This window comes from Bacillus sp. FSL K6-3431, from assembly GCF_038002605.1.
Lineage (GTDB): Bacteria > Bacillota > Bacilli > Bacillales > Bacillaceae_C > Lederbergia.
The window spans coordinates 4,675,341-4,696,725 of the sequence record NZ_JBBOCT010000001.1 but is presented as its reverse complement, the minus strand read 5'-3'; the positions used below and the strand labels follow the sequence as shown (position 1 = coordinate 4,696,725).

The window sequence follows — 21,385 nt, the reverse complement described above, 5'->3', positions numbered from 1 at the left end:
TACTCATTCTTACGATTCACTATACAGTTTTAAAATAAGAAGCTATCAATTTTTAATATGCACTATCGATTATTAACTTTTGTGCATAAAACAGCATACTTTTCATATATATATTACTGATTACTGCATATCTAACTAGAACTAGACCTTTCCGCTTGTTCAACTGACTTTTTCGAAAACACCGGACGATACCATAACATAAGTCCTAAATAAGCAGCAGCACTACTGAAATAAACCACCAATAATCCATTTTCCAATTCAATAAACAAGTACGTAAGCATCGGTCCCAGTGCAGAACCCAGATCGGTAGCAACCGAGTAGGCAGTCATGACTGCAATCACTGATGTCGCCTTAGCGGTGTCGGATGCCATAGCATCCATCAAAGTGTGTGTCGCTGTTCCCGTCATCATAACGAACAAGACGATGATTATCCAGAATTGGACCGGCAGTTCCCACGCAATCATGGCATAACCAGCGGCTGCACAGATAAGGGATAAAAGAAATAAAGGCCCTCTACCTCTCGGACCATCCGATTTGCGCCCAATCTTTGGGGCGAGGAACGGCTCCCAGACCCACCGTGCCGACTGTAGAATTCCAGCAAAGGCAGTACTGCTCAAGATTATGCCAAATATAGATACCGAACCCGAATAATTCGTATCGATGATAAGGCTTAGCGTTGAACTAAAAATTGCTTGTAAAAGGGCAATCATTAACCCACACGCAAGCACTCTAATAACAGGTATTGTCCATAGTCTATTGGCTGCGTTTAATTCCTTGTCGGTAGGAGAAGCAAAGGCATCCGTCACTTTTTTGTGTGATATAAAGAACAGGATCAAGGGCAGACCCAACAAAATGATTATTCCAAACAATAAGCAAACGACCTGAAGACCCAGAAAGGGAACCAGAAGCCCTCCGACTAACATCCCAACTAGACTGCCTAGACGAGATATCCCATTGTAACTGCCCATTAGATGCCCTCGATTTCCATCGTTTGAATAGCTAATGACAGTGAAATAACCGCCCATGCGAAGAAATGACCACGCCACTCCCCACAAGCATCTGAGAATGAACCAGATAGCGAATCCTTTAAAGAGTCCATAACCAACTGTTGTAATTGCTCCCATCAAAACCGCTGTAATTAAACCGGTTCGCAATGTCATTTTATTATACAACCATCCGATCACCGGATTTAATGGAAGCCTTACAAATCGGTTCACCGAAAGTAAAATACCAACCTGCCACAAGGATTCGAGCCCGGCATCCTTCCAGTAAACAGGCAACACAATGTACAGCATGGAATCTCCTAGCAGACAGATAGCTGTGATCATTGCTACAATTGTTATAGGTTTCCGTTCTTTCACTGTTTATTTTCCCCCCTTCTAGTACGATACTTTTACAACAATTAACATCGAATAAGTTGAATCACAAAATTTTTACTACTTCTTTCTCGGACATAGGAACTGCTCGATATTTTTCATTCGCTTTCGTCATAATTATAATTACATCAACAATTCATCAAATTTTGGGACCTACTATCTTGTTTTAGCATAAAGGGGATTTAAAATTAACATATGAAGGAATTGACTGACTACCAATGGGGGAGATAAACAGTATTTTTTCTTCATTTAATTAACGACAAAACAAATGAAGAGTATTGAAGCTATTCATTCGTTTTATCGTATATATTTTTAAATATGATTCAGAAGATGTTGTTATTATCAAACAGTCCTGAACTGTTTGATAATGATAACAAGTTCATCCATATAAAGAGATGAATATCTATCCGTATGTGGAATTATAGCCTTTATTATTCTTTAATTACTCTCATATTCCCTCAGGTCCATTCTGTTTCACTTTTCTTTTCATAATCATTCAACAAACGATGCCAACATTGCGTGAGCTGGAGCGGTTCAGGATTAGAAACTTCGAACATGAAAGGACCTCCATAGCCTTTTTCAACCAGTACCGAGATAATTTTATTCCAGTCATTGATGCCTTCACCAGGTTCCCAATGCTTTTCATCTATTCCATCATAATCTGAAATATGGACTGTAATAATTCGTGAACCAAGTTTTTGTATGAAATGTTCAGGTTTTTCATAAAGGAGATGGTTGACATCACAACATATCCCCACTAATTCATTTCCTTCTATTAATTCCTCCATTTCGGAACTCTTATTACCTAGGCATGTCCTTGGTAAACATTCCACAGCAATCTGTATGTCCATTTGTTGTGCCTGTTCGGATAGTATCATTAATGCGTCTTTGCAACATCGGATGCGTTCTTTTCTTTCCTCATCCAGAATTGCTTCAAAGCTTGGATGGATAACCGCCATATGGATTCCCCATTCTGAAGCGAATTGCAATAATTGCAAATGCTTTTGAATGATCGACTGCCTTTCTTGTTCATCCATAACTGAAATATCCCATTCCGAACCAAAAGGCAGATGAATTGTCCATACTTGAATACCAAGACATCTTGCTTGTTGCACTAAGTGGGCAAAATACCGGTTATTCTTAGGTTCAAATATATTAACGTCTTTATTATTCCAGGCTAATTCGATACAGTTTATACCAGCTTCTTTAATTGCTTCTAAATCCATGTCTGTTTTATTAGATGTAGTGATTGTAATCGAAGTGCCGCTCTTCCAAGAATCGGGTTTCGTTATCCTAGTTTTTTGGATCATAAAAGTTCCTCCAAATTTATTTATAGACTCTCGGCATTCACCAAGCCGGATGCTACAAGATTTTCTTTAATAGGGGGATAGTGAACTTTTTATTAGTAGAATTACCCATTCTGTATTGAATGAGATAAATAATCTACATACAGCTGTCCGCCTGCCACCGTTGATTTCCGTTCTAGGCGGACGCGTTCCGGGGGGGGGCGTGCGGTGAGCCCCCAGGAGTCTCACACTTCCACTCCAATCAACTGAGATATTCTTTTGCTCATGATAGGGCGACTGTTCATACCTTGTTCTCAAATCTTTTCCTATTCATACGATTTCCGTGAAAGGTAGGACAGGTGAGAGACCCCACAGGCGTTTACGCCGAGGCTCACCCTATAACGGAAATAACCACGCACTATCTTGGTAAAGCAACAATGTTTGCATAAACAGTCTTTTTAAAAAATAATTATGTGACGCTTCTTTGGTATGTCTCTTTTTGAAAACAAATACCAATTATTCAATGAAGCTTAATTCCCAGTAGGTTTTTGGAAATTCGGCAGATTTACGCCTCGAAATTCCGAGAGTCTATGTTTTTATCGTTTCAGAAACCTGGGGGTCAGGCAGGATTCCTAAGATGAATAATCATACCGTCATATGCCACTTGTATGCCATATGGGTTGAAAGCCTTTTCAAATTCCTCATGTAAAAACCCGGAGTTATGAGAAAAGTGAGTGGCAATGATTTGCCCACTGTTTTCAATAATTTTTTCTTGTTTAAAGATACGTTGGACTTCTACAACTGTTTCAATACACATGTGATTACGACTATGCTTGGTCCCATTAAAAGCTCCAGTACAGTCTAAAATAGCCAAATCTATTTTCTTTCCTCTTAGCCATTCCCACGTCTCCTCAGGGAACCAGCCTGTATCATTACCGTACAAAATTTTCTTTCCGTCTTTTTCTATATAGTACAGCAAGCATGTTTCCAATTTATCATGATCAGCCAGAAGTGGAGTGACCGTAGCCGTTTGCGTCTTTATTTCCTTAAAGGGTAAGACCCGATGGTAAGCAAACCTTTTCCCTTCCTGAGATGAGGGTAAAACTTGACGAAATCCTTGAATTGCCAAATCATTCCCATATATATGTAACGGATAATCAATCCCATGAGCAAACCCTTCGATGCGATTATACAAATCTCCTGGATTGAAATGGTCATAATGTGTATGCGTCATCAACAAATCTTTTATCAATGTCATGTCAATCTGATCACGAATCGCATGAAAAAAGGAATCTGGCGGATAATCCACCTTCAGGACGTCATCAATGATAACGGATGTACGGGAACGAATATTGCGACCACCAAGCTTTCTCGCCTTTTCGCAGACATTGCATGTACAAAATGGATTCGGAAATCCCTCCGCTGCCGCAGTTCCAAGAACATGTACCTTCATACAGTTAACCACTCCTTTTAGATTTAGTCTTGGACCAAAAAGCTAATACACATTGAATATATTAATCTTCTAACACCTTTCGTAAAATCTAAATTTGTTTAGAAAATCTAAATTTTTATTAGTATATAACGCAGATCAATTTAGTTTCTCCACCTCAAAGGGTAATATCGAAGTGTTCAAGTCCTTATCGAGTCTGTCCACTAGATTGCACTATGAAGTTTAAATTTGTTAATATTCATATGCCGGGTGCAGATGAATATTACGTTTTTTCAAAAATTAGTTTCAAAAGCAAGCGGCTCCATGTAGGTACTAATTGTTAGAACGAGTTCATTATATTTCATTCATAGGAAGGCAATAAAAATGCATCCCCTGTATCTTCAATCCACTTTATAAGTCTTTCGTTCAGCTGTTTCCTTTTCTCAAAAAATAATGTATTATGAGCAAGGTTCACTAGTTCAAAGGGGTCTTCATTCAAATTAAACATTAACCAAGGGACACCTTCAAAGCATACATATTTCCATCCATCATCCGTGACAATTCCACGCCATGGTTTATCAACACTATCGCCATGACCGGTGGGAATGACCGATTGTAAAAAGGCGGAATCCGGCTCCGTATCTACGGGACTGTTTTCTAATCGATAGGATGAAAAGTCGGTTCCTTCCATCCAATCTGGCTTTTCAATTCCACAAAGTCCTAACGACGTAGGAGCAATATCTACATGATTAAAAGGTACAGGGCAATCACCTGTTTTTCTTCCCTCATAAAATGGTTGTTCCCCACCAATTATAAACGGAACTCTGATCGCTTCCTCATACGGGCTCATCTTTTTGAATTGCCCATGTGACCCATGAAGATCACCATGATCACTGAAAAATATGATGTGGGTATCAAAATCCAGATCGTTATCATGTAAAGCCTTTTGGATTATTCCCACATTCCAATCTAAGTTTTCAATCATGGCATAATATCCTGATAGATCTTTTCTAGCTTGACTTACCACTCGTGTCACTGCGGGAACATTCAGTCTTAATTGAATATCACCAGGAGTATGGCTCTTTCGAAAGTTTTCCGGAGCAATATACGGGTCATGTGGTGGCTGCACAGATAAGACAGCAAAAAATTGACTTGTATCTCCTTGTTGCTTTTCTACACCTTTATCATGAATATAGTTGGTAAATAAATTTGTCAACTCGTCTGTTTCAAATCCTGGAAGACGATAATGAACAGCATCTTCTCCTTCTCCGCCATGTACCCAACAATCCCATTGACTATTATTATTTTCATAGCCAAGCCATTTTTTAAACCCACCCCTTCTCTCAGGTGGAATAATATGATGTGCTGCTCTTCCCTCTTCTTCTTTGAATCCATCAATATGCCATTTGCCAAAATAGGCTGTATCATATCCGGCATCATTGAAAACGCTGGCAATAGTGGGTTGATCCTGCGGTAGTCTATGTTCATGACCCGGAACACATTTATGAGGGTACCGGCTAGTCAGAATTGATCCCCGCGCCGGACAGCATAGTGGATAACCTGATATTGCATTTGAAAAACTCACTCCAGATGCTGCTAGATTATCTATATTAGGTGTATGTACGTTCGGATCATTATTGCATCCAAGTGCTTGTGCTCGATGTTGATCTCCAAAAATCCAAATCACATTTTTCCTTTTCATTTTCTGCTTTTCTCCTTTTCTTTTAGATTTATTGGGGGCAGTAACACTTTAATAAACTGGGTTCCCCGAGCAACCTCAGCCTTGTGACCTCCATTATTCGTCTATTTGATCACTCCACACTTTTTTCCAATTAATTCATCGCTTTTTATAGGAAATTCTGTACTATTGTAAAACCTAACCTTCATCTCATTTGTCTAAGTTCCCCCCTGTGCGAACCAACCACTGCCATAGAGGGGATACTTTTTATCTAACCATGTTTATTGCCACTTTTTGATCAAAGAATCAGCAGCATCTCGAAGCCTATTATACGCCTTTTCAGAAATCAAATCGTCCTTTTTCTGATGGTCAAGTAATAATTTAAAGCTTTCCATATGTTTGATCACCTTTTTAGCTACTTCTTGACTTTCGAATTGTCCAACTGCTGTCAAATGCATCTTCAAAGAACGAGGGGCTTTAGCATTCGTGAATTCTCCCTCTTCCTCTAATTTCTCAACAAGTCCCTTAAGATCTTCGGCACTAGTATCATCTGAAGCATCTTTAGATGTGATAATTAGTTGGGGTTGGTTCATTCCCTTTTCTTTCGATGCAATAAAAAGATCATTTAATTGTGTATTTGGTCCCGGATTCTGTAGAAGGAAAGAAACCCCTTCCCTTGAGTCATTTGATTTTATATAATCCGTGATGTCAAACTCATACCATATACCCGCTTGCGTTATTTCCTTACTTGATAAGAGTGTTTCCCCATCAGGTGCATTATTCCATGTGATCGACGACTCTGACCAATTGCTATTAGTAGCATATACATTTAATGTTCTTTTAGGATCCTTATTGAACCCTGATACAAACAATCTGAGTACTGCGGATTCTATTTTGTCGTTGTCGATGTTATTTGCGTCAAATTTCAGGTATGATTTCCGAGCATAGCCAGCCACATCACTTTTTACAATTAAAGAGGGGTCTGCACCATAATTTGTATTCGCATAACTTCCATTTCTTACAAATGCATCCTCAGTAACAATACTTAAGCCTTCCATTTCTTCTACAGTGATCGTAGCAGTCGCTTTCATGTCCGGATTTGCGATACTTTTAACTGTGACAACTGCAGTACCAACAGAAAGCGGCATTACAAACCCATTCGCATCAACTGAAACAATGGATGGATCACTGCTAGACCATTCAACATCTTTCACCCAAGCATCCTTTGGTAATACAGTTGCATTAAGAACAACTCCAGAGAATTTTGCAAAAAGATTGAATTCACTTTGATCAAGAGAAATTTCAGTCGGTAAAATCTCTGAAGGTAGTTCGACTTCTTCTGGATCGTACTTAAGCTTCACCTTGTGAGACCCTCCCAAGGAACCGGATACGTTAATTTCGATTTCGGTAAATGGTTCCATGCGTGAAACGTTAACAGTATCATCTTTACTAAGAACCGATAAGCCAAGTTTACCTAGTTCTAGCTTTATCTTACTTTGAGTTTGTGTCGGGTCCGATACGGAAATAGTCAATTCATCCCCTTCTTCCTTCACCATCACTGATGCGGGTCCATAAGAACGGATGAAATCGACATGATGTGGCTTGGATTCAAAAAAGTTTGCAGCTATGATTCCAAGCTTGTTTTCTTTTACAGCATGGGCACTTTCGCTGTTTTCAATAATCGTGATATCAGGATTCTGAGCGTATTTACCGGTTTCCTTTACATTTTTACTTGGAAGTAAAACATATTCATAATCTGCCCCTTCAGGATTTTCCCCATGATCAACCGCCAAGCTTAAATAATCACGTGTAACTAAGTCTGTCGAACCATCGGCATTAATATCTCTCCATGTACCCGTTCTTGATTCACGTAAACCTTGTATTGTCGAAGTCCTTGGGAAAAAGTAGCCGATTGCCGAATTATCCGTGTTCCCCTCCAAATGTGCCCATTTGACGGATTTCATTTCCTCCGACCATCCGGACTTATTTGATTTTCTTTCATTGTTAACTGTCAAGATATTATTTCTATTGTGATTCAATTGCCTGTTTTCAATAATTGTTTCAGTTTTTCGATTATCTGAACCGATGATTCCAGAGCCTAACGCAACAACCTCATCATCAAACATAAACCAGGATTTCTTACCCGTTAAGGTACTGTTTTCAATATCAAATTCCATCCCAGCTGCTCCGTACAGTCCATCCATAGATGAGCCACCCACCCAAGATTTAGAACTGAAGTATGGGGTCCAAGATTGAACTAGTTTTCCTTCTGTTCCATCTGTTGTGGTACCAGGGAGGCGAAGCATATTAATCGTAGGCCAGTAGTCGTTACTGAATTGCTTTAGGTCATCATTGTACAAATAAGTCATTCCGTATCCGGTATGCCAACCTTTAGTATTTTCATGTCCACTATGTGTCCCCATTTCAATACTGGAGATTCGACTTGAGGACATACTAATCCCCATCGCAAATTCTGGTCGTTGATGAACGACTCTATCCATTGCACCAAATATTTGATTTTTGACCAACTCACCACGGGGTTCTATGTTGTCATCATTCACCACACTTTTCGCCAGTATCATGTCGTAAATATTTAATCCTTGATAATATTCTTCAAATGTCTTGTCTGATTGGATCCATTCCTTCGCCATGCTTTTTAGTTCCAAAGCTTGGTTTGCTGGGACACCTTCAGATAGACGCAATATGCTTAAAGTAATACCTTGTCCGGTCTTATGATCCGAAGAATTCTCCCTTGATATCGCCCGCCCCCTCACCATATCCATCATTGCCCCTTTATACATCAATGGCTCAAATGAATCCTTTATCCATTTATATACATTGGCTACATTTGGATCGGTTACCTCCCAAGGTGAGTCGTTCAATAAATATAGTACATTAGCAAGTCCGTTAACTAGAACTGAACCATAACTTCCATTATAAGGGACATGCTCATGTTGGATAAATGAACCATCTTGGTAAAAGCCATCGCCTTTTTTTGTATACCGAAATACTTGACTTAATGCATCCCTGGCTTCCGCAATTTTATCTCTATTTTCCCCAATAATTCCGGAGATAGTGACAATTAATGCCTTATCAGTTCGATTTGCCCCTGTTTCAATCACCCCGGGAAATCGTACACGATTCACTGAATCAGGCACAAATTGATTAATCGCGTTGAGAAAATTTGTGATTTCAGTTCCATTTAAATCGTCATACATCAATACGAGCAGGTCTTTAAGTGCAGTTGGTGCACCAATTTCCCAATTCCACCAATTTCCATATTGTGATTTGTTTTCATTGTAGCGATTAACATACATCCATTTCATACCATCAAGGATTGCATCTCGTAATCTTTCATTTTGAAAGAGTTTTGAACCTTCCATGGTATAGGCGTAAGCCATATCCCTTAACCGATAATAATTAACTGCCACATCCGCAGAATCAGTAGTACTTATTAAATCACTCCATAGATACTTACGATCTTTTGATAGCTCCATCGTATCCCAATGCCCATTTTGCTCTTCATTACTAACTTTTGAAACGATTTCTTTGACATAAACTTCCATATCTGTATCATTTGCATTATATTTATCATTTCCCGTTAAACGGTTAAACCATTGTAACCGCATTTTTTCATAAGCTTCTGTCTCCGAAGCTTCTTTAGCTCTTGCTTCGCTTTTAATTCCAGGAAAGAACACACTTAATAATAAGCTAACAGTTAACACCGCAGAGAATATTTTTTTCATGTACTCACACTCCGGTTTTTAATTATAAAACTTAACATATTTAAATATATTTCCTCTGTGAACAATCGTCAGCCTAAAATCATGAACATCGTATAGAACCAGGTAGGATTTTTACCCCACCTGATTGGTAACTCCCGCCTACGCTTCGCTTAAAGGTGGGGGCTTAAGCTGTTTATCATTTATTGCCACTTCATAATCAAAGAATCAGCACCGTCATGAAGCCTCTTATACACCTTTTCAGAAATTAAATCGTCTTTTTTCTGATGGTTAAGCAATAATTTAAAGCTTTCCATGTGTTTGACCACTTTTTTGGCTACTTCCTGCTCTTCGTAACGAGCCACCGCTGTTAAATGTATGCGTAAAGAACGAGTGACATCCTCCGATAAATCATCTTTGTATTCTTCAAGCATATCATGAAGCCATGATGCACTTATGTCTTTCGCCGGTACTAACCAATCAACCGCCGTTTGCAGAACTTTCACAGCCGTATCTAGATCTTCTTGCGATTTACTGCTTTCCAAAGCCTCTTTTGCTAACTTGATGGCTTGTTGTAAAGATGCATAAGATTTTTCTGTATACTCGCCATTGTCGTTCGATATGGCCGCGGCAGTTCCCAGTAACTCTTCCAGCACTCGCTTATCTATTTCAGGATCAGGCGTATCCTTTTCTTCTCGTAAAAGCCAGATTTCTGATTCAGGTTTGTCCAAATTTAATGCTTCAATATCGCGGGCAGCGTCCCCAGAAATATAAATTCCCCATTTGGAGAAAAATTCGATTAAATCTTCCCCAGATGTTGTTGATGCTAATATAACGAACGTATCTATCATATCCTGATTTGCTTTCGGAAGTTGTTGGTCATCCATTTCCCTGTAAGCAGTAAAAACCTCCGTGTATAAATCCCATCCATATACCATTCTAAGTTGCTGGAACATGACCAATCTTTCAAAGTTTCCTATTTGCTTATAAAGCTTGTCTGGATTAGGATCCGTAACAAACTCCAAAGCGCTATCATATGAATCTTTTCCATTGGTTACATCTAGTAATCGTGATGGGTTATTAAACTTTTCATCTGTTAATAGAGAAAAAAGATTCACTGTAACCTCACTGAAATCTCCCCAGGTCCACGGTGCCTGCTGATATTCATGTCCTATTTCATGCCAGAAACCCCATGCATGATGTTTGATATATGACTCATCTACAATAGAAGAAGCATAATTAGTCGAACCATATTCAATATGTGCCATGATAGGACTTCCTGCGTGCATTAATCCTCCCTTGATTTGTTTATCCAAAACAATTCGGAAAGGGATGGGATACTTCTTATTTGGCATTTCATTATTAAAGTCCAGCCCAGCGAGCTTATCATAATCTGAAATGATATCATCCCATAAACCAGCGATACGTTCTGGATCCTCCAACTCTAGTAAATACTCAGAAGGAAGAGTAATAATCAATTGATCAGCTTTTAATTCACCAAATGGAGCGACTGCACCTCTTGCCTGGATTTCCTGCCACTCCTGGTCCGTTGTTTTTCCAATTTCATAATAAGGTGCTTCTATAGCGCCGCTAATTGAAAAATCAACGATCTGTTCCGGCGTATCGGTCATCATCGGAATAAAGTAAATCAAACCTCCATAAGGACTACTAATGACGTTTTCCCCTGGAACAAGTTTCTTAAAATGAACGATATTAGGTACTCTTTTCCACTCAGATAATCCATTTATCTCATCATCATGCGAACCAATTTGCACACTTACGTTCTGGACACCTTTTGGTACATTAATCGTGACATCTTTACCTGGAGGAGCGTACAGACCTGTGCTTTTCCAATTTTTGCTCGGCAATGCCCGGGCATACATAAGATCAGGATTTGAAATGTTTATAGATACCATTTTATTATGAACAAGCTGTGCATCTTCAGATACCTTTCCCGGAAACTCATCAGCATATGGAGACTTTTCATTTCCAGCGTCAATTGTAAAATGTGTAAATTGAAAGTTTAAAAGTGAATTACGATATGGCATTTCCACCCGTTTAATAGGAAACTCAACTTTTCCATATGAAGCAGATTCCTTTATTGCCCATTGATAAAGCGTAGATTCCTCTGTTATTGTTTCCAACGTCTCATTTAATACATCTAATAACAATTTCTGTTTTTTCGTGTTATCTGTTCCGGTTGGCCCCAGATTAATATCTTCATAGCCCAAGGCACCTTCCTCAATTGACTTTCCTTCTTGTAATCTATTTAAAATGTGATTTTCCTGAATCTCCTCTATCGTTAATTTACTTGTGAATACAGTTGGACTGGTTTTGCTGTTGAGCAATGATAAACCGAAACGATTCAATAAACTTTGTATAGGATAATGCTGGTTGATTCGGATGCCTCTCCAGTTCCCAAGCTGAGCTCGCTTCTCTACCGGAGTGTTTCTTGTAATTCCTTCTAAATCTCCGCCATTTATCGCAGCAATGATATTTCCGCCTTGTTGTATATATTTCTCAAGTATCGGGAGCTCATCCCCTTTAACAGTTTCATCAACGAAGGCTACTGTATGTTTATTTGGATTTAATGCACTTTTATCCAATTTTTCAACTTTGACAATTTCGATAGGGAGAGCTGGATCGATATTTAGCTTTTCAGAGTTCGTAACCAATTTTAACTTTTTCTTTCCGGTTAGTGCTTCTGCATATCGACCAGTGTATTTGCTTCCATTTCCGTTGTCTATAATCGATTTATCAGTCAACCATAGCAGGATATTCCGGCTAAGCAGACTAAGCGGTTCCTCATTATTTTTAAGAGAAAAATACCTTAAATCACCCGCTAACACAATTCTTCCTTTATCATAGGTGGCAGCTGCAATATTTGGAATAGCCTCTGGAACATTGACGACAAACGCTCCATCACCCAAAGCTGCTACTCCTCCACTTCCTGGAATAACAGGGATTCCCGCTTCTAAATCTTTGTTAAAAAAAACATAATCACTCTCTAACGAGGAGGTTTGATAGCCTACTTCATGATCCATAGTATTAGCCATTACGTTTTCTGAAAGAAAAAGTACCGAACTAAATAAAAGAATTGTTGAGTATGAATATATTATCTTCCTTAACATTTACTCACCTAATCTCGATATTATTTTTTAAAAAGGAAATAGCGTAAAACCTAACCTTCGTGTTATTTGTTAAGATCCCCCATGATCATAATTACCACGAGGGATACTTGATTTTATTGCCACTTCATAATCAAAGAGTCAGCACCATCCAGAAGCCTGTTATACGCCTTTTCAGAAATTAAATCGTCTCTTTTCTGCTGGTCAAGCAATAATTTAAAGCTTTCCATGTGTTTAACCACCTTTTTAGCTACTTCCTGCTCTTCGTAACGAGCCACCGCTGTTAAATGTATGTTTAAAGCACGAGTGACGTCCTCCGATAAATCTTCTTTGTATTCTTCAAGCACATCGAGAAGCCATGATACACTTATGTCTTTCGCAGGTACTAACCAATCAACCGCTGTTTGCAGAACTTTCACAGCCGTATCTAGATCTTCTTGCGATTTACTGCTTTCCAAAGCTTCTTCTGTTAACTTGATCGCTTGTTGTAAAGATTCATAAGATTTTTCTGTATACTCACCATTGTCGTTCGATATGATCGCTGCAGTTTCTAGTAACTCTTCCAACACTCGCTTATCTAGTTCAGGATCAGACGTATCTTTGAATCTTACAATATGTGTTTTCCCAATAGAGCTAGCTACATTGATTTCTAGCTTTAATGTGGGAGAAGTCTGCAAAACGTCAACTGTATCATCCTGACTAACTAAAGATAGTTCTGCTTTATCCAATTCAATCGTGACCTTCTTCTGCCTTTGCGTTGGATCCGAAACAGCAACTGCTACCTCCCCATTCTCCTCTCTTACCATGACAGAGGCCGGGTTATCTGATGTAATAATATCTACAGTTCCCGCGTTCCAGAAATTAGCCGCTGTGATTCCAAGGGTATCCTCTTTTACTGCATGTAAATCCGAAGTGTCACTGAGTATGGTCACATCTGGATTTAGACTGTAGCGTTCCGTTGCCTCTGCATTCTTGTTCGGTAAGAGAATATATGAATACGCTCCTGCCTCTGGGTTTAGCCCGTGATCTACAGCCAAACTCAGATAATTCCTAGTAACGGGTGTCTTGGAACCTCCGTTATTGATATCATTCCAAGAACCGGTTCTGGATTCACGTAAACCAGATATTTCCGAATTTCCCGGGAAGAAATAGCCAATATCGGAACTTGAGACTTTGCCTTCCAAATGAGCCCATTTTACCTCATCCACTGTTTCTGACCATCCCAGTTGGTCCGATTTGATTTTTCCATTTATCATCAGCTGATCATCTCCGCTGTCGTTCAGTTGACGGTTCTCGATAATCGTTTCTACTTGACGGTTATCTGTACTTGTAATTCCCGATCCGATAGCAACTACCTCATTATCGAACATGAACCATGACTTTTTCCCTTGTAATGTACTTCCCGTCGATTTTTCCAATGAGAAGTCTATTCCGGCCGCACCATAAATTCCATCCATGGACGAGCCTCCAACCCATGTTTTGGGATTATGATAAGCTCGCCAATCCTGCAATGTTCCTTTCGATCGATCTGTTGTCGTACCTGGTAATCGTTCACTGTCGACGGTTGGCCAAAAATCATTACTGTAATGAGTAAGATCGTCGTTGTATAAATATGTCATACCAGTGCCTGTATGCCACCCTTTTTTATTTTCTCCGTTTCCGTACGAAAATGCCGATATCCGGTTAGAAAACATACTGATGCCAAATCCAAATTCCTGTCGTAGATGTACAACTCGATCCATCCCAGCAAATACTTGATTCTTAATCAATTCTCCTCTTGGTTTAATGGAAGAATCATTTATAAGAGATTTGACTAGGTTCATTTCATAAATTGGTAGACCTTCAGCATAATTGTCGATTACGCTGTCTTCCTCAATCCATTCTTTTACCATTTGCTTGATCAATAGTTCTTTTTCCGGTGGTGCCGCTTCGGCCAAGCGGAGCAGACTTAAAATCGTACCTTTACCACTCTGGCGATCCCTTTCGTTTTCTCTAGATATGGCTCGTCCTCGAACCATATCCATCATGGCACCTTTATAAATCAGTGATTCAAAGGAATCTGTTACCCAATTATATACGTTATTGACATTAGGATCTGTAACAGCCCAAGGGGATTCTCTTAATAAATACAGCATGTCTGCCGCACGGTTTACCCAAACAGATCCGTAACTTCCGGTATACGCTATCACAGAATGTTGGACAAGAGATCCATCCTTATATACCCCATCCCCTTGGTCAACGTACCGAAACTCGTCACCAATGGAGTCACTTCCTTGATTGATTTTTGCACCACTTTTACCAATAACACCTCTTAGGGTAACAACAAGGGCCTTATCCAACAAATTAGCTCCTGTTTCTGTAACACCAGAATTTGCTACCCTTTTTGTAGGGTCTGGTACAAACTGATCAATCGTTCCCATATAGTTAGCAATTTGCAAAGAGGTTAAATCATCATACATAAGAACCACAATATTATTCAAAATCTGAGGTGTTCCAATTTCCCAATCCCACCAATTTCCATACTCTTTTTTACGCTCATTGTATCGGTTATCATACATCCACTCCAAAGCTCCGATAATATCATCTCGAAGTTCTTCATGATGATACAATTTCGACCCTTTTATTGAATAAGCCATAGCCATATCCCTGATAATACCGAAAGCATGTGAAATTTGACTGGAGTCGGTCTTGCTTTGCAAGAAATCCCATAAAAAATCCCGATCCAAAGATTTATTTAACGTATCCCAGCGACCAGTATTATCGGAATTGGTTATACGTTCATTCAAATTAGAAATATATGCGGCAACATCCGCATCTTCTGGGTCGTATAAATCATTACCCGTTAATTTGTTGAACCAATTCAACCGCACCTCATTATATGCTTGTATCGTTTCAGGGGATTCAACGCTAATTAGTGTTTCACTTATATATCCCCCATCTTGTGTCGTCGCTTTAATTGTGGCGTATCCATTATCTTTAGCCGTTACATTCCCCTGATCATCTACTAATGCAACATCTGAATCTGTTGATTCCCAAAACACGGTTTTGTCAGTGGCAGTCTCAGGTGTAAAGAGCGGGGTTAAAGAAATAGATTCTCCTTTCTCCATTGTGATCGTACTTTGCTTCAGTGCGAATCCTGATAAGAACACTTCATCTGTCTCCTCCAAATTTACGTCGTCAAACCAAACAGTTCCCGTGGCGGTTTCTAGGAAAAGCTCGATTCGCAACCTACTTGCATTTTCCGGAGCTGGTACATTCATCTCATGTAAAGCCCAACCATTGGTGCCTGTTAATTTATCTGTACTTGGTCCGTCACTAATTTTCTTGCCTTGATTATCCAAATACTGTGTTCGAACGAATACGCCTCCCAAGGAAGCCTCTACTTTATCGGTTTTGATCCAAACCTTGAACTTATAGTTACTTCCTGGAATAATCGGCACATCCTGTAAAACGTCCGCCCTGCTGTTTGTTGGAGCATCAATGCGTATGGACTGACTGCCTTCACGATACTCCTCATGGTCGATAGATAATTGTGGCTTTCCACTGGGAATCCATACTCCCCATCCATCTGGTTCCACGTTATTTGCCCATATGTTTTTCTTTGTAATTATCGTTTTTTCAAAATTGCCATTAACGATTTGATTGTCTTTGGTTCCGCCTTCTGCACTGACAAATATAGCTGGGTGAAGATTCACTAAGCCGAATATTAAACAAATACCTAAAAATATAGTTACAGTTTTTTTCATTTTAATTCACCTCTAAATTGTATTTTATAAATATTTTGACAATACGTTTTGAGGAGCCTTATCTAAATCCTTTCTATGATAGAAACAAAATGCAATTCAATAGCTGATAGATTGCCTTTCAAAAAAGGCAACGGTTTTTTATCAAAAACCATTGCTTTTTCCTAACCTAGATTAAAAGTATAAACTTACACCCAACAAGATAAAAGGTATACAGGAGCTTTTCTTTGTAACGCCTTAAATATGGCTATAACTAACAAAAACTATATCCACTACATTAACGCGTCAGTTATTTTTGCACCCCTTCTGTTTGCTGTGCATTAAATGTCCAAGTTAAATTTAATGAATCCCCTTGGAATTCATTTTGATTTTCTCCATTATCAATAAAGTTAAATTTGACAATGAGGTCATCCATTGAACCCACTGGAAGTCCTTGCTCCTCAAAAATCGGTTCAAAAACACGTTCATTCACTGCTTCCGGCGTCATCTCCTTCAGTTCAGTTAATGTCGTTTTGTATATGACTTCATCCAACTTATCAGCATTATATAAAAACTCCACTTCAATATATTTGCCAAGGTCTTCTGTGTTGTTTCCTATTGCATCATTAACCGTATAAGCTGTTTCCAACAGTACTTTTCCAATATCTAAAGTACCATTATTTTGAAGTTCAAAATCACGAATAAAAGAGTCACCGGGCTTGATGTTGTCTACATTAATCACCTGTGTAGGATTGACAGCAAGATCCAGAGTTCCCGCTGCAAATGTGTTGTTCGTTTTCACACTGTCACTAAAATACGCGTATGTGCCTCCCCCTATTAAAGTCACACCGAGTACCGCAGACATCAGACCCATGCTAAGTTGCTTTTTGATATTCATATTTCTTCCTCCTCATTTTTTGTATGATGCGAACGCCTTATATAATTAAGTTCCATAATAAGCGCAGTCACCTATTTTTCATTCATGTTCAATCAATTATTTTGGAGCTCAACGAGACGTAACACACGCCTAGTCGTTAAAACCGCATGTCCAAGAAATAATAGGCCTGGTATGATCAATAACAATGCAGCACCTAACTTTGTATTAACGAAATGAAGCATATAACCTACATTTGGTATGGTAAATCCTGAATATTGTCCAACGATATTTTGAGCAAGTACTGGTTCTACATCAGGTCCATTATTGTTATCGCCTTGAGTGATATAGCGTTGGCCGGAGTTTTCGACTTTTACGATCCGGTGCGTAATTATCATATTTTCGATCGTTCTGAAAGTGATCACATCGTCCTTTTTAAAATCTTTCGTATCTTTGGTTGATTGAATCATAATGATCGAACCTGTCTGTATCTCAGGCTCCATGGAACCGGACAAGACCGTTTTTAATTGGTAACCGAACAGACTTGGTTCCCCTCCCGAAGCTCTAGAAGAAATCACAACGAAAACTGTGCTGACCAGCAGGATAATCAACACTGTTGTGATGATATTACTAATCCATCTTAGAATGATTTTCCCTTTCATTTTCACTATCACTCCGATCCATTTGAATTTACAGCAGGAATATCAAGGCTTGTCCTATTTAACATCTCCCTTCCCACTATCTAGTTGAGAGTCATCTTGATTTTCAAGTTTAGAAGATGGATCCGATCTCTCCTTGGTTTCTGAATCATCCTGACCGCCCTGAACCTCAGAGCTCTTAGTCGAATCGAGATTTTTTTCCATTACACTGCGATCTTGTTCTGCGCTGTCATTCTCAACGACTTTGTCCAGAACTTGCTCTTCGCTTTCATTGTCAACGATTTTGTCCAGAACTTGCTCTTCGCTTTCATTGTCAACGATTTCGTCCCGATTTTGGTCGTCACTGCTCGTCTCTTTTTGCTGGTCACCCTTATTTTCTTGAAGTGGGCTCTCCAATTCAGCTTCATTAAAAACCTCGGCAGCTGAAAGAGTCCCTCCAATATTTGTTGCATCATGAAAAGAAGCACCAGTCGGCGAAGTTAGTTGTGAGACGATTAACAATAACGAATATAATAGAGCGAATATCTGAAGGGGTTTGTTTGTCCCTTTTTTATCCAAGCTCCGATCTTTTTTGGAAAAACGATAACTCTCTATTGTAATCCCCCTCCCGACAATCCGGATGGAGGAAATCCCAAAACCTAACCTCCATGTCACTTTTTAAAGTCTTCCTGTGACAAATCAATCGCTGCCACAGGAAGAAAATTCACCTATATCTTTTCACTGCCACTTCGAAATTAATGAATCAGCATCGGCCTTGAGCCTTTTATATGCCTTCTCGGAAATCAACTCGTTTTCTTTCTGATGGTCCAGCATCAATTTAAAACTTTCCATGTGTTTGAGCACCTTTTCAGATGCTTCCTGCTTTTCGTAACGACCCACTGCTGTTAAATGGATCTTCAAAGAGCGGGGAGTACCTTTATTTTCGAATTCTCCTCCCTTTTCGAATTGCTCGACAACTTTAATCAGATCATCCACGGTCTCAACAGGTATTTCGTGTAATGTCTCAACGGGAACTGTAGGTACTGGTAAATTGAGATCTTTTACTTTTTGTATAGCCTCATCCGTTATACTCCATCCCCATTTTTGGTAGAATGACACTAGATCATATCCGGATGTCTTAGACGTCATATAAAGTAACATGTCTTTCTTTTGCTGATCTGTTGTTGGAATCTCTTTGCTATCCATCTCTCGGTAAGCGATATGGAGGTCTGTATAAAAGTCCCATCCATATGCCAATTGTAGTTGTTTAAAGAATACAAGCTGATCCATTCCCTCTATATCTGTAAATTTCTTTGAAGGGGCTGGATTGGATACAAACTCGAGTGCCCGGTCATAATGAGATTTTCCATCGCTGCTTTTTTGCAAAAGTCTTTGTACGTCAGTGAATTTCTCCTGAATGTAAAGCGTATAGATATTAACAGAAACCTCTGTAATATCTCCCCACTTCCAAGCGTTTTGTTGATATTCATGGCCCATTTCATGCCAGAATCCCCATCCTCTAACTAAAGCCAGTTCTGGGTCTACCACATGGGAAGCAGCCGGATCAACTGGTATCATCATAGGGTAGCCGGCATGCATATAGCCTGCGCTAATTTGGACATCAGCCACATAACGGTGCTGCCTATCCAAACCTTTATGTGGAAGAGGAGAATTTGGATCAATCCCAACAAATGTATCGTAGCTCTCAGCAACTTTATCCCAATGCTCAATGATTGCTTCTGGGTTCTTAATGGCCAATAAGGATTCCTTTGGCAGTGTAAAAATAACATGCTTTCCTATTAGTTCTCCCCAAGGGGCAGGGTTATTCTTAACAGAACTGTGCCATTCTTCATTTGTTGTTTGATCTCTTATAAATGAAGGAGAAGAAACTGCTCCACTAATATTTATTGAAGCTTTTGTACTTGGTTTTTCTACTTTCGGTATAAGATACACGATTCCCCCATAAGGGCTTTTAATTTGGTTAGTTCCAGATTCGAGCTTTTCTTCTAATGCGACAAAAGGCATCCGACTCCATGTGGGTTTACCAGTTAACACATCCGTATGTGAACCTATCTGTACATATAAGTCCTCAACTCCTTCAGGCACATCAATCTCGATTGATTGACCTGCTGGTGCATAAAGGCCAGTACTAATCCAAGTCCCGGGCGGATACGCCATACGAAGATAGCTATTATCCTGATAATCAAAATCAACTTCTATTTCCTTGTTTTGGATTATCGTTGCGTCCTCAGGAACCGGACCAGGAAAATGGTCGGCATAAGGTGACTTTTCGCCATCTACACCCAGTGAGGCTTCATTAGCCTGGTAAGCTAACAGGGCACTGGAATATGGATAATCACTTTTTATAAACGGCCAAGTTACTTCAAGCTGTTTCAAATCCAACTTCATCTGTTGTAATAGAGGATGTTCCTCTACTAAACTACTGACTGTTCCACTGACGACCTGTGCAATGACTTCCTTCTTTTTCGTAGAATCAGCACCTTCTGGACCGATAATTAGAGTATCAGGATCCAACGTTCCGTTTTCAATTGCTTTTGCCTTGTCAATAAGGGTCGGCACATAATAGTTTTGTATTTTTTCTATAGGAAGTAATGGTAGTGTAGCTGTCTTCGTAGTTGCAATAACGTTACTTAGAGACAGACCAACTTCATTAAGAAATTTCTGAATACCATAATCAGAAATCTTTGGCTTATTGTTTGTATTAGCCATCCATTCTTTTGGGTGTCCTTCCATTACCCATCCCTTTTCACCAAAGATAACTGCTCCTCCTTGTTCCACATATTCAAGTAATACTGTAACCTCTTCATCCGAAAGTGGCTGGTGGAAATTGTTCACATAAATAACTTGATGTTTTAATGGATCAAGTTTGATTGCCAGGAAGTTATCTACGTGTTCAAGTTGAATTGGCAAGTCAGAGCTGACGGGAATTTCGCGATTCGTAACCATCATGATTTCCCCATTTCCCTTTAATGCATCTTCGTACGTTAAATGGTCAGGAAGCTGTTTATCCTTACTTGTAACCCACTTAAGGATATTATTTAAAACTGCTGTTTTATCCGCATCCTCCTTGGAAAAATCAAAGTACTCACTTAACCCCGCCGCAAATACTCTTCCTTCTCCATACCTCGAAGCTCCAACAAAAGGAATAGTATCGGGGTTAATCGCAATAGGAAATGCGTTATTTCCGATAGCACTTATGCCACCTGCGTGTGAACTCGAATAAGTAGGGAACCCCTTTAGGTCTTTATAAAACACATCAAGATCCTTTCGCAATTGTTCCTGTCCTGTTAAATCACCCGCATCTGTTGTAGCTGCATATGGATGAATGCTCAGAGTAGATGGGATTGATAGATGTACAATAAGACTTCCAGCCAACATAGCTGTAACCCATTTCCTTTTCAAATAAATTCCTCCAAATTCATTATCAGTAGATATATGCCATTATCAGTGAGGGCAACATACTCGCTTCTTCCTTCAACTAAAAGAATCCGTACATCATTATTCGATTGGA

The 21,385-nt window shown here is 39.3% G+C and carries 11 protein-coding genes; all 11 read right to left on the bottom strand.

The window, feature by feature from the left end:
- Positions 1–131: 131 nt before the first annotated feature.
- The 11 genes from MHB53_RS22325 to MHB53_RS22275 all read right to left on the bottom strand — a co-directional run bounded on the left by MHB53_RS22325 (position 132) and on the right by MHB53_RS22275 (position 21,276).
- A complete protein-coding gene (locus MHB53_RS22325; RefSeq protein WP_340922571.1) occupies positions 132–1,361 on the bottom strand; it encodes an MFS transporter in 1,230 nt (409 codons plus the stop codon).
- 473 nt (positions 1,362–1,834) lie between these two features.
- Positions 1,835–2,686, bottom strand: coding sequence for a sugar phosphate isomerase/epimerase family protein (locus tag MHB53_RS22320; RefSeq protein WP_340922568.1), 852 nt, complete (start codon positions 2,684–2,686; stop codon positions 1,835–1,837).
- A gap of 595 nt (positions 2,687–3,281) precedes the next feature.
- Positions 3,282–4,115 carry an MBL fold metallo-hydrolase gene (locus tag MHB53_RS22315; protein ID WP_340922566.1) on the bottom strand — a complete coding sequence of 278 codons (834 nt, stop codon included), beginning with the start codon at positions 4,113–4,115 and terminating at the stop codon, positions 3,282–3,284.
- A gap of 337 nt (positions 4,116–4,452) precedes the next feature.
- On the bottom strand, positions 4,453–5,793 hold the full coding sequence (locus MHB53_RS22310) for a sulfatase family protein (protein WP_340922564.1): 1,341 nt from the start codon (positions 5,791–5,793) through the stop codon (positions 4,453–4,455).
- 257 nt (positions 5,794–6,050) lie between these two features.
- Complete coding sequence (locus tag MHB53_RS22305; protein ID WP_340922562.1) at positions 6,051–9,515, bottom strand: polysaccharide lyase family 8 super-sandwich domain-containing protein; 3,465 nt, start codon at positions 9,513–9,515, stop codon at positions 6,051–6,053.
- Between the two features lie 179 nt (positions 9,516–9,694).
- Positions 9,695–12,622, bottom strand: coding sequence for a M60 family metallopeptidase (locus MHB53_RS22300; RefSeq protein WP_340922560.1), 2,928 nt, complete (start codon positions 12,620–12,622; stop codon positions 9,695–9,697).
- A gap of 113 nt (positions 12,623–12,735) precedes the next feature.
- Positions 12,736–16,365: a polysaccharide lyase family 8 super-sandwich domain-containing protein gene (locus tag MHB53_RS22295; RefSeq protein ID WP_340922557.1), complete on the bottom strand. Its 3,630-nt coding sequence runs from the start codon at positions 16,363–16,365 to the stop codon at positions 12,736–12,738.
- A 286-nt stretch (positions 16,366–16,651) separates the two neighbouring features.
- The gene (locus MHB53_RS22290; RefSeq protein WP_340922555.1) at positions 16,652–17,239 is read right to left on the bottom strand and encodes a CalY family protein; all 588 of its coding nucleotides are present in this window, start codon (positions 17,237–17,239) and stop codon (positions 16,652–16,654) included.
- A 92-nt stretch (positions 17,240–17,331) separates the two neighbouring features.
- Positions 17,332–17,877, bottom strand: a complete 546-nt coding sequence (gene sipW / locus MHB53_RS22285; RefSeq protein WP_340922553.1) for a signal peptidase I SipW — start codon at positions 17,875–17,877, stop codon at positions 17,332–17,334.
- 54 nt (positions 17,878–17,931) lie between these two features.
- Complete coding sequence (locus MHB53_RS22280) at positions 17,932–18,528, bottom strand: hypothetical protein (protein WP_340922551.1); 597 nt, start codon at positions 18,526–18,528, stop codon at positions 17,932–17,934.
- Between the two features lie 63 nt (positions 18,529–18,591).
- Positions 18,592–21,276: a M60 family metallopeptidase gene (locus MHB53_RS22275; protein ID WP_340922550.1), complete on the bottom strand. Its 2,685-nt coding sequence runs from the start codon at positions 21,274–21,276 to the stop codon at positions 18,592–18,594.
- Between the last annotated feature and the right edge of the window lie 109 nt (positions 21,277–21,385).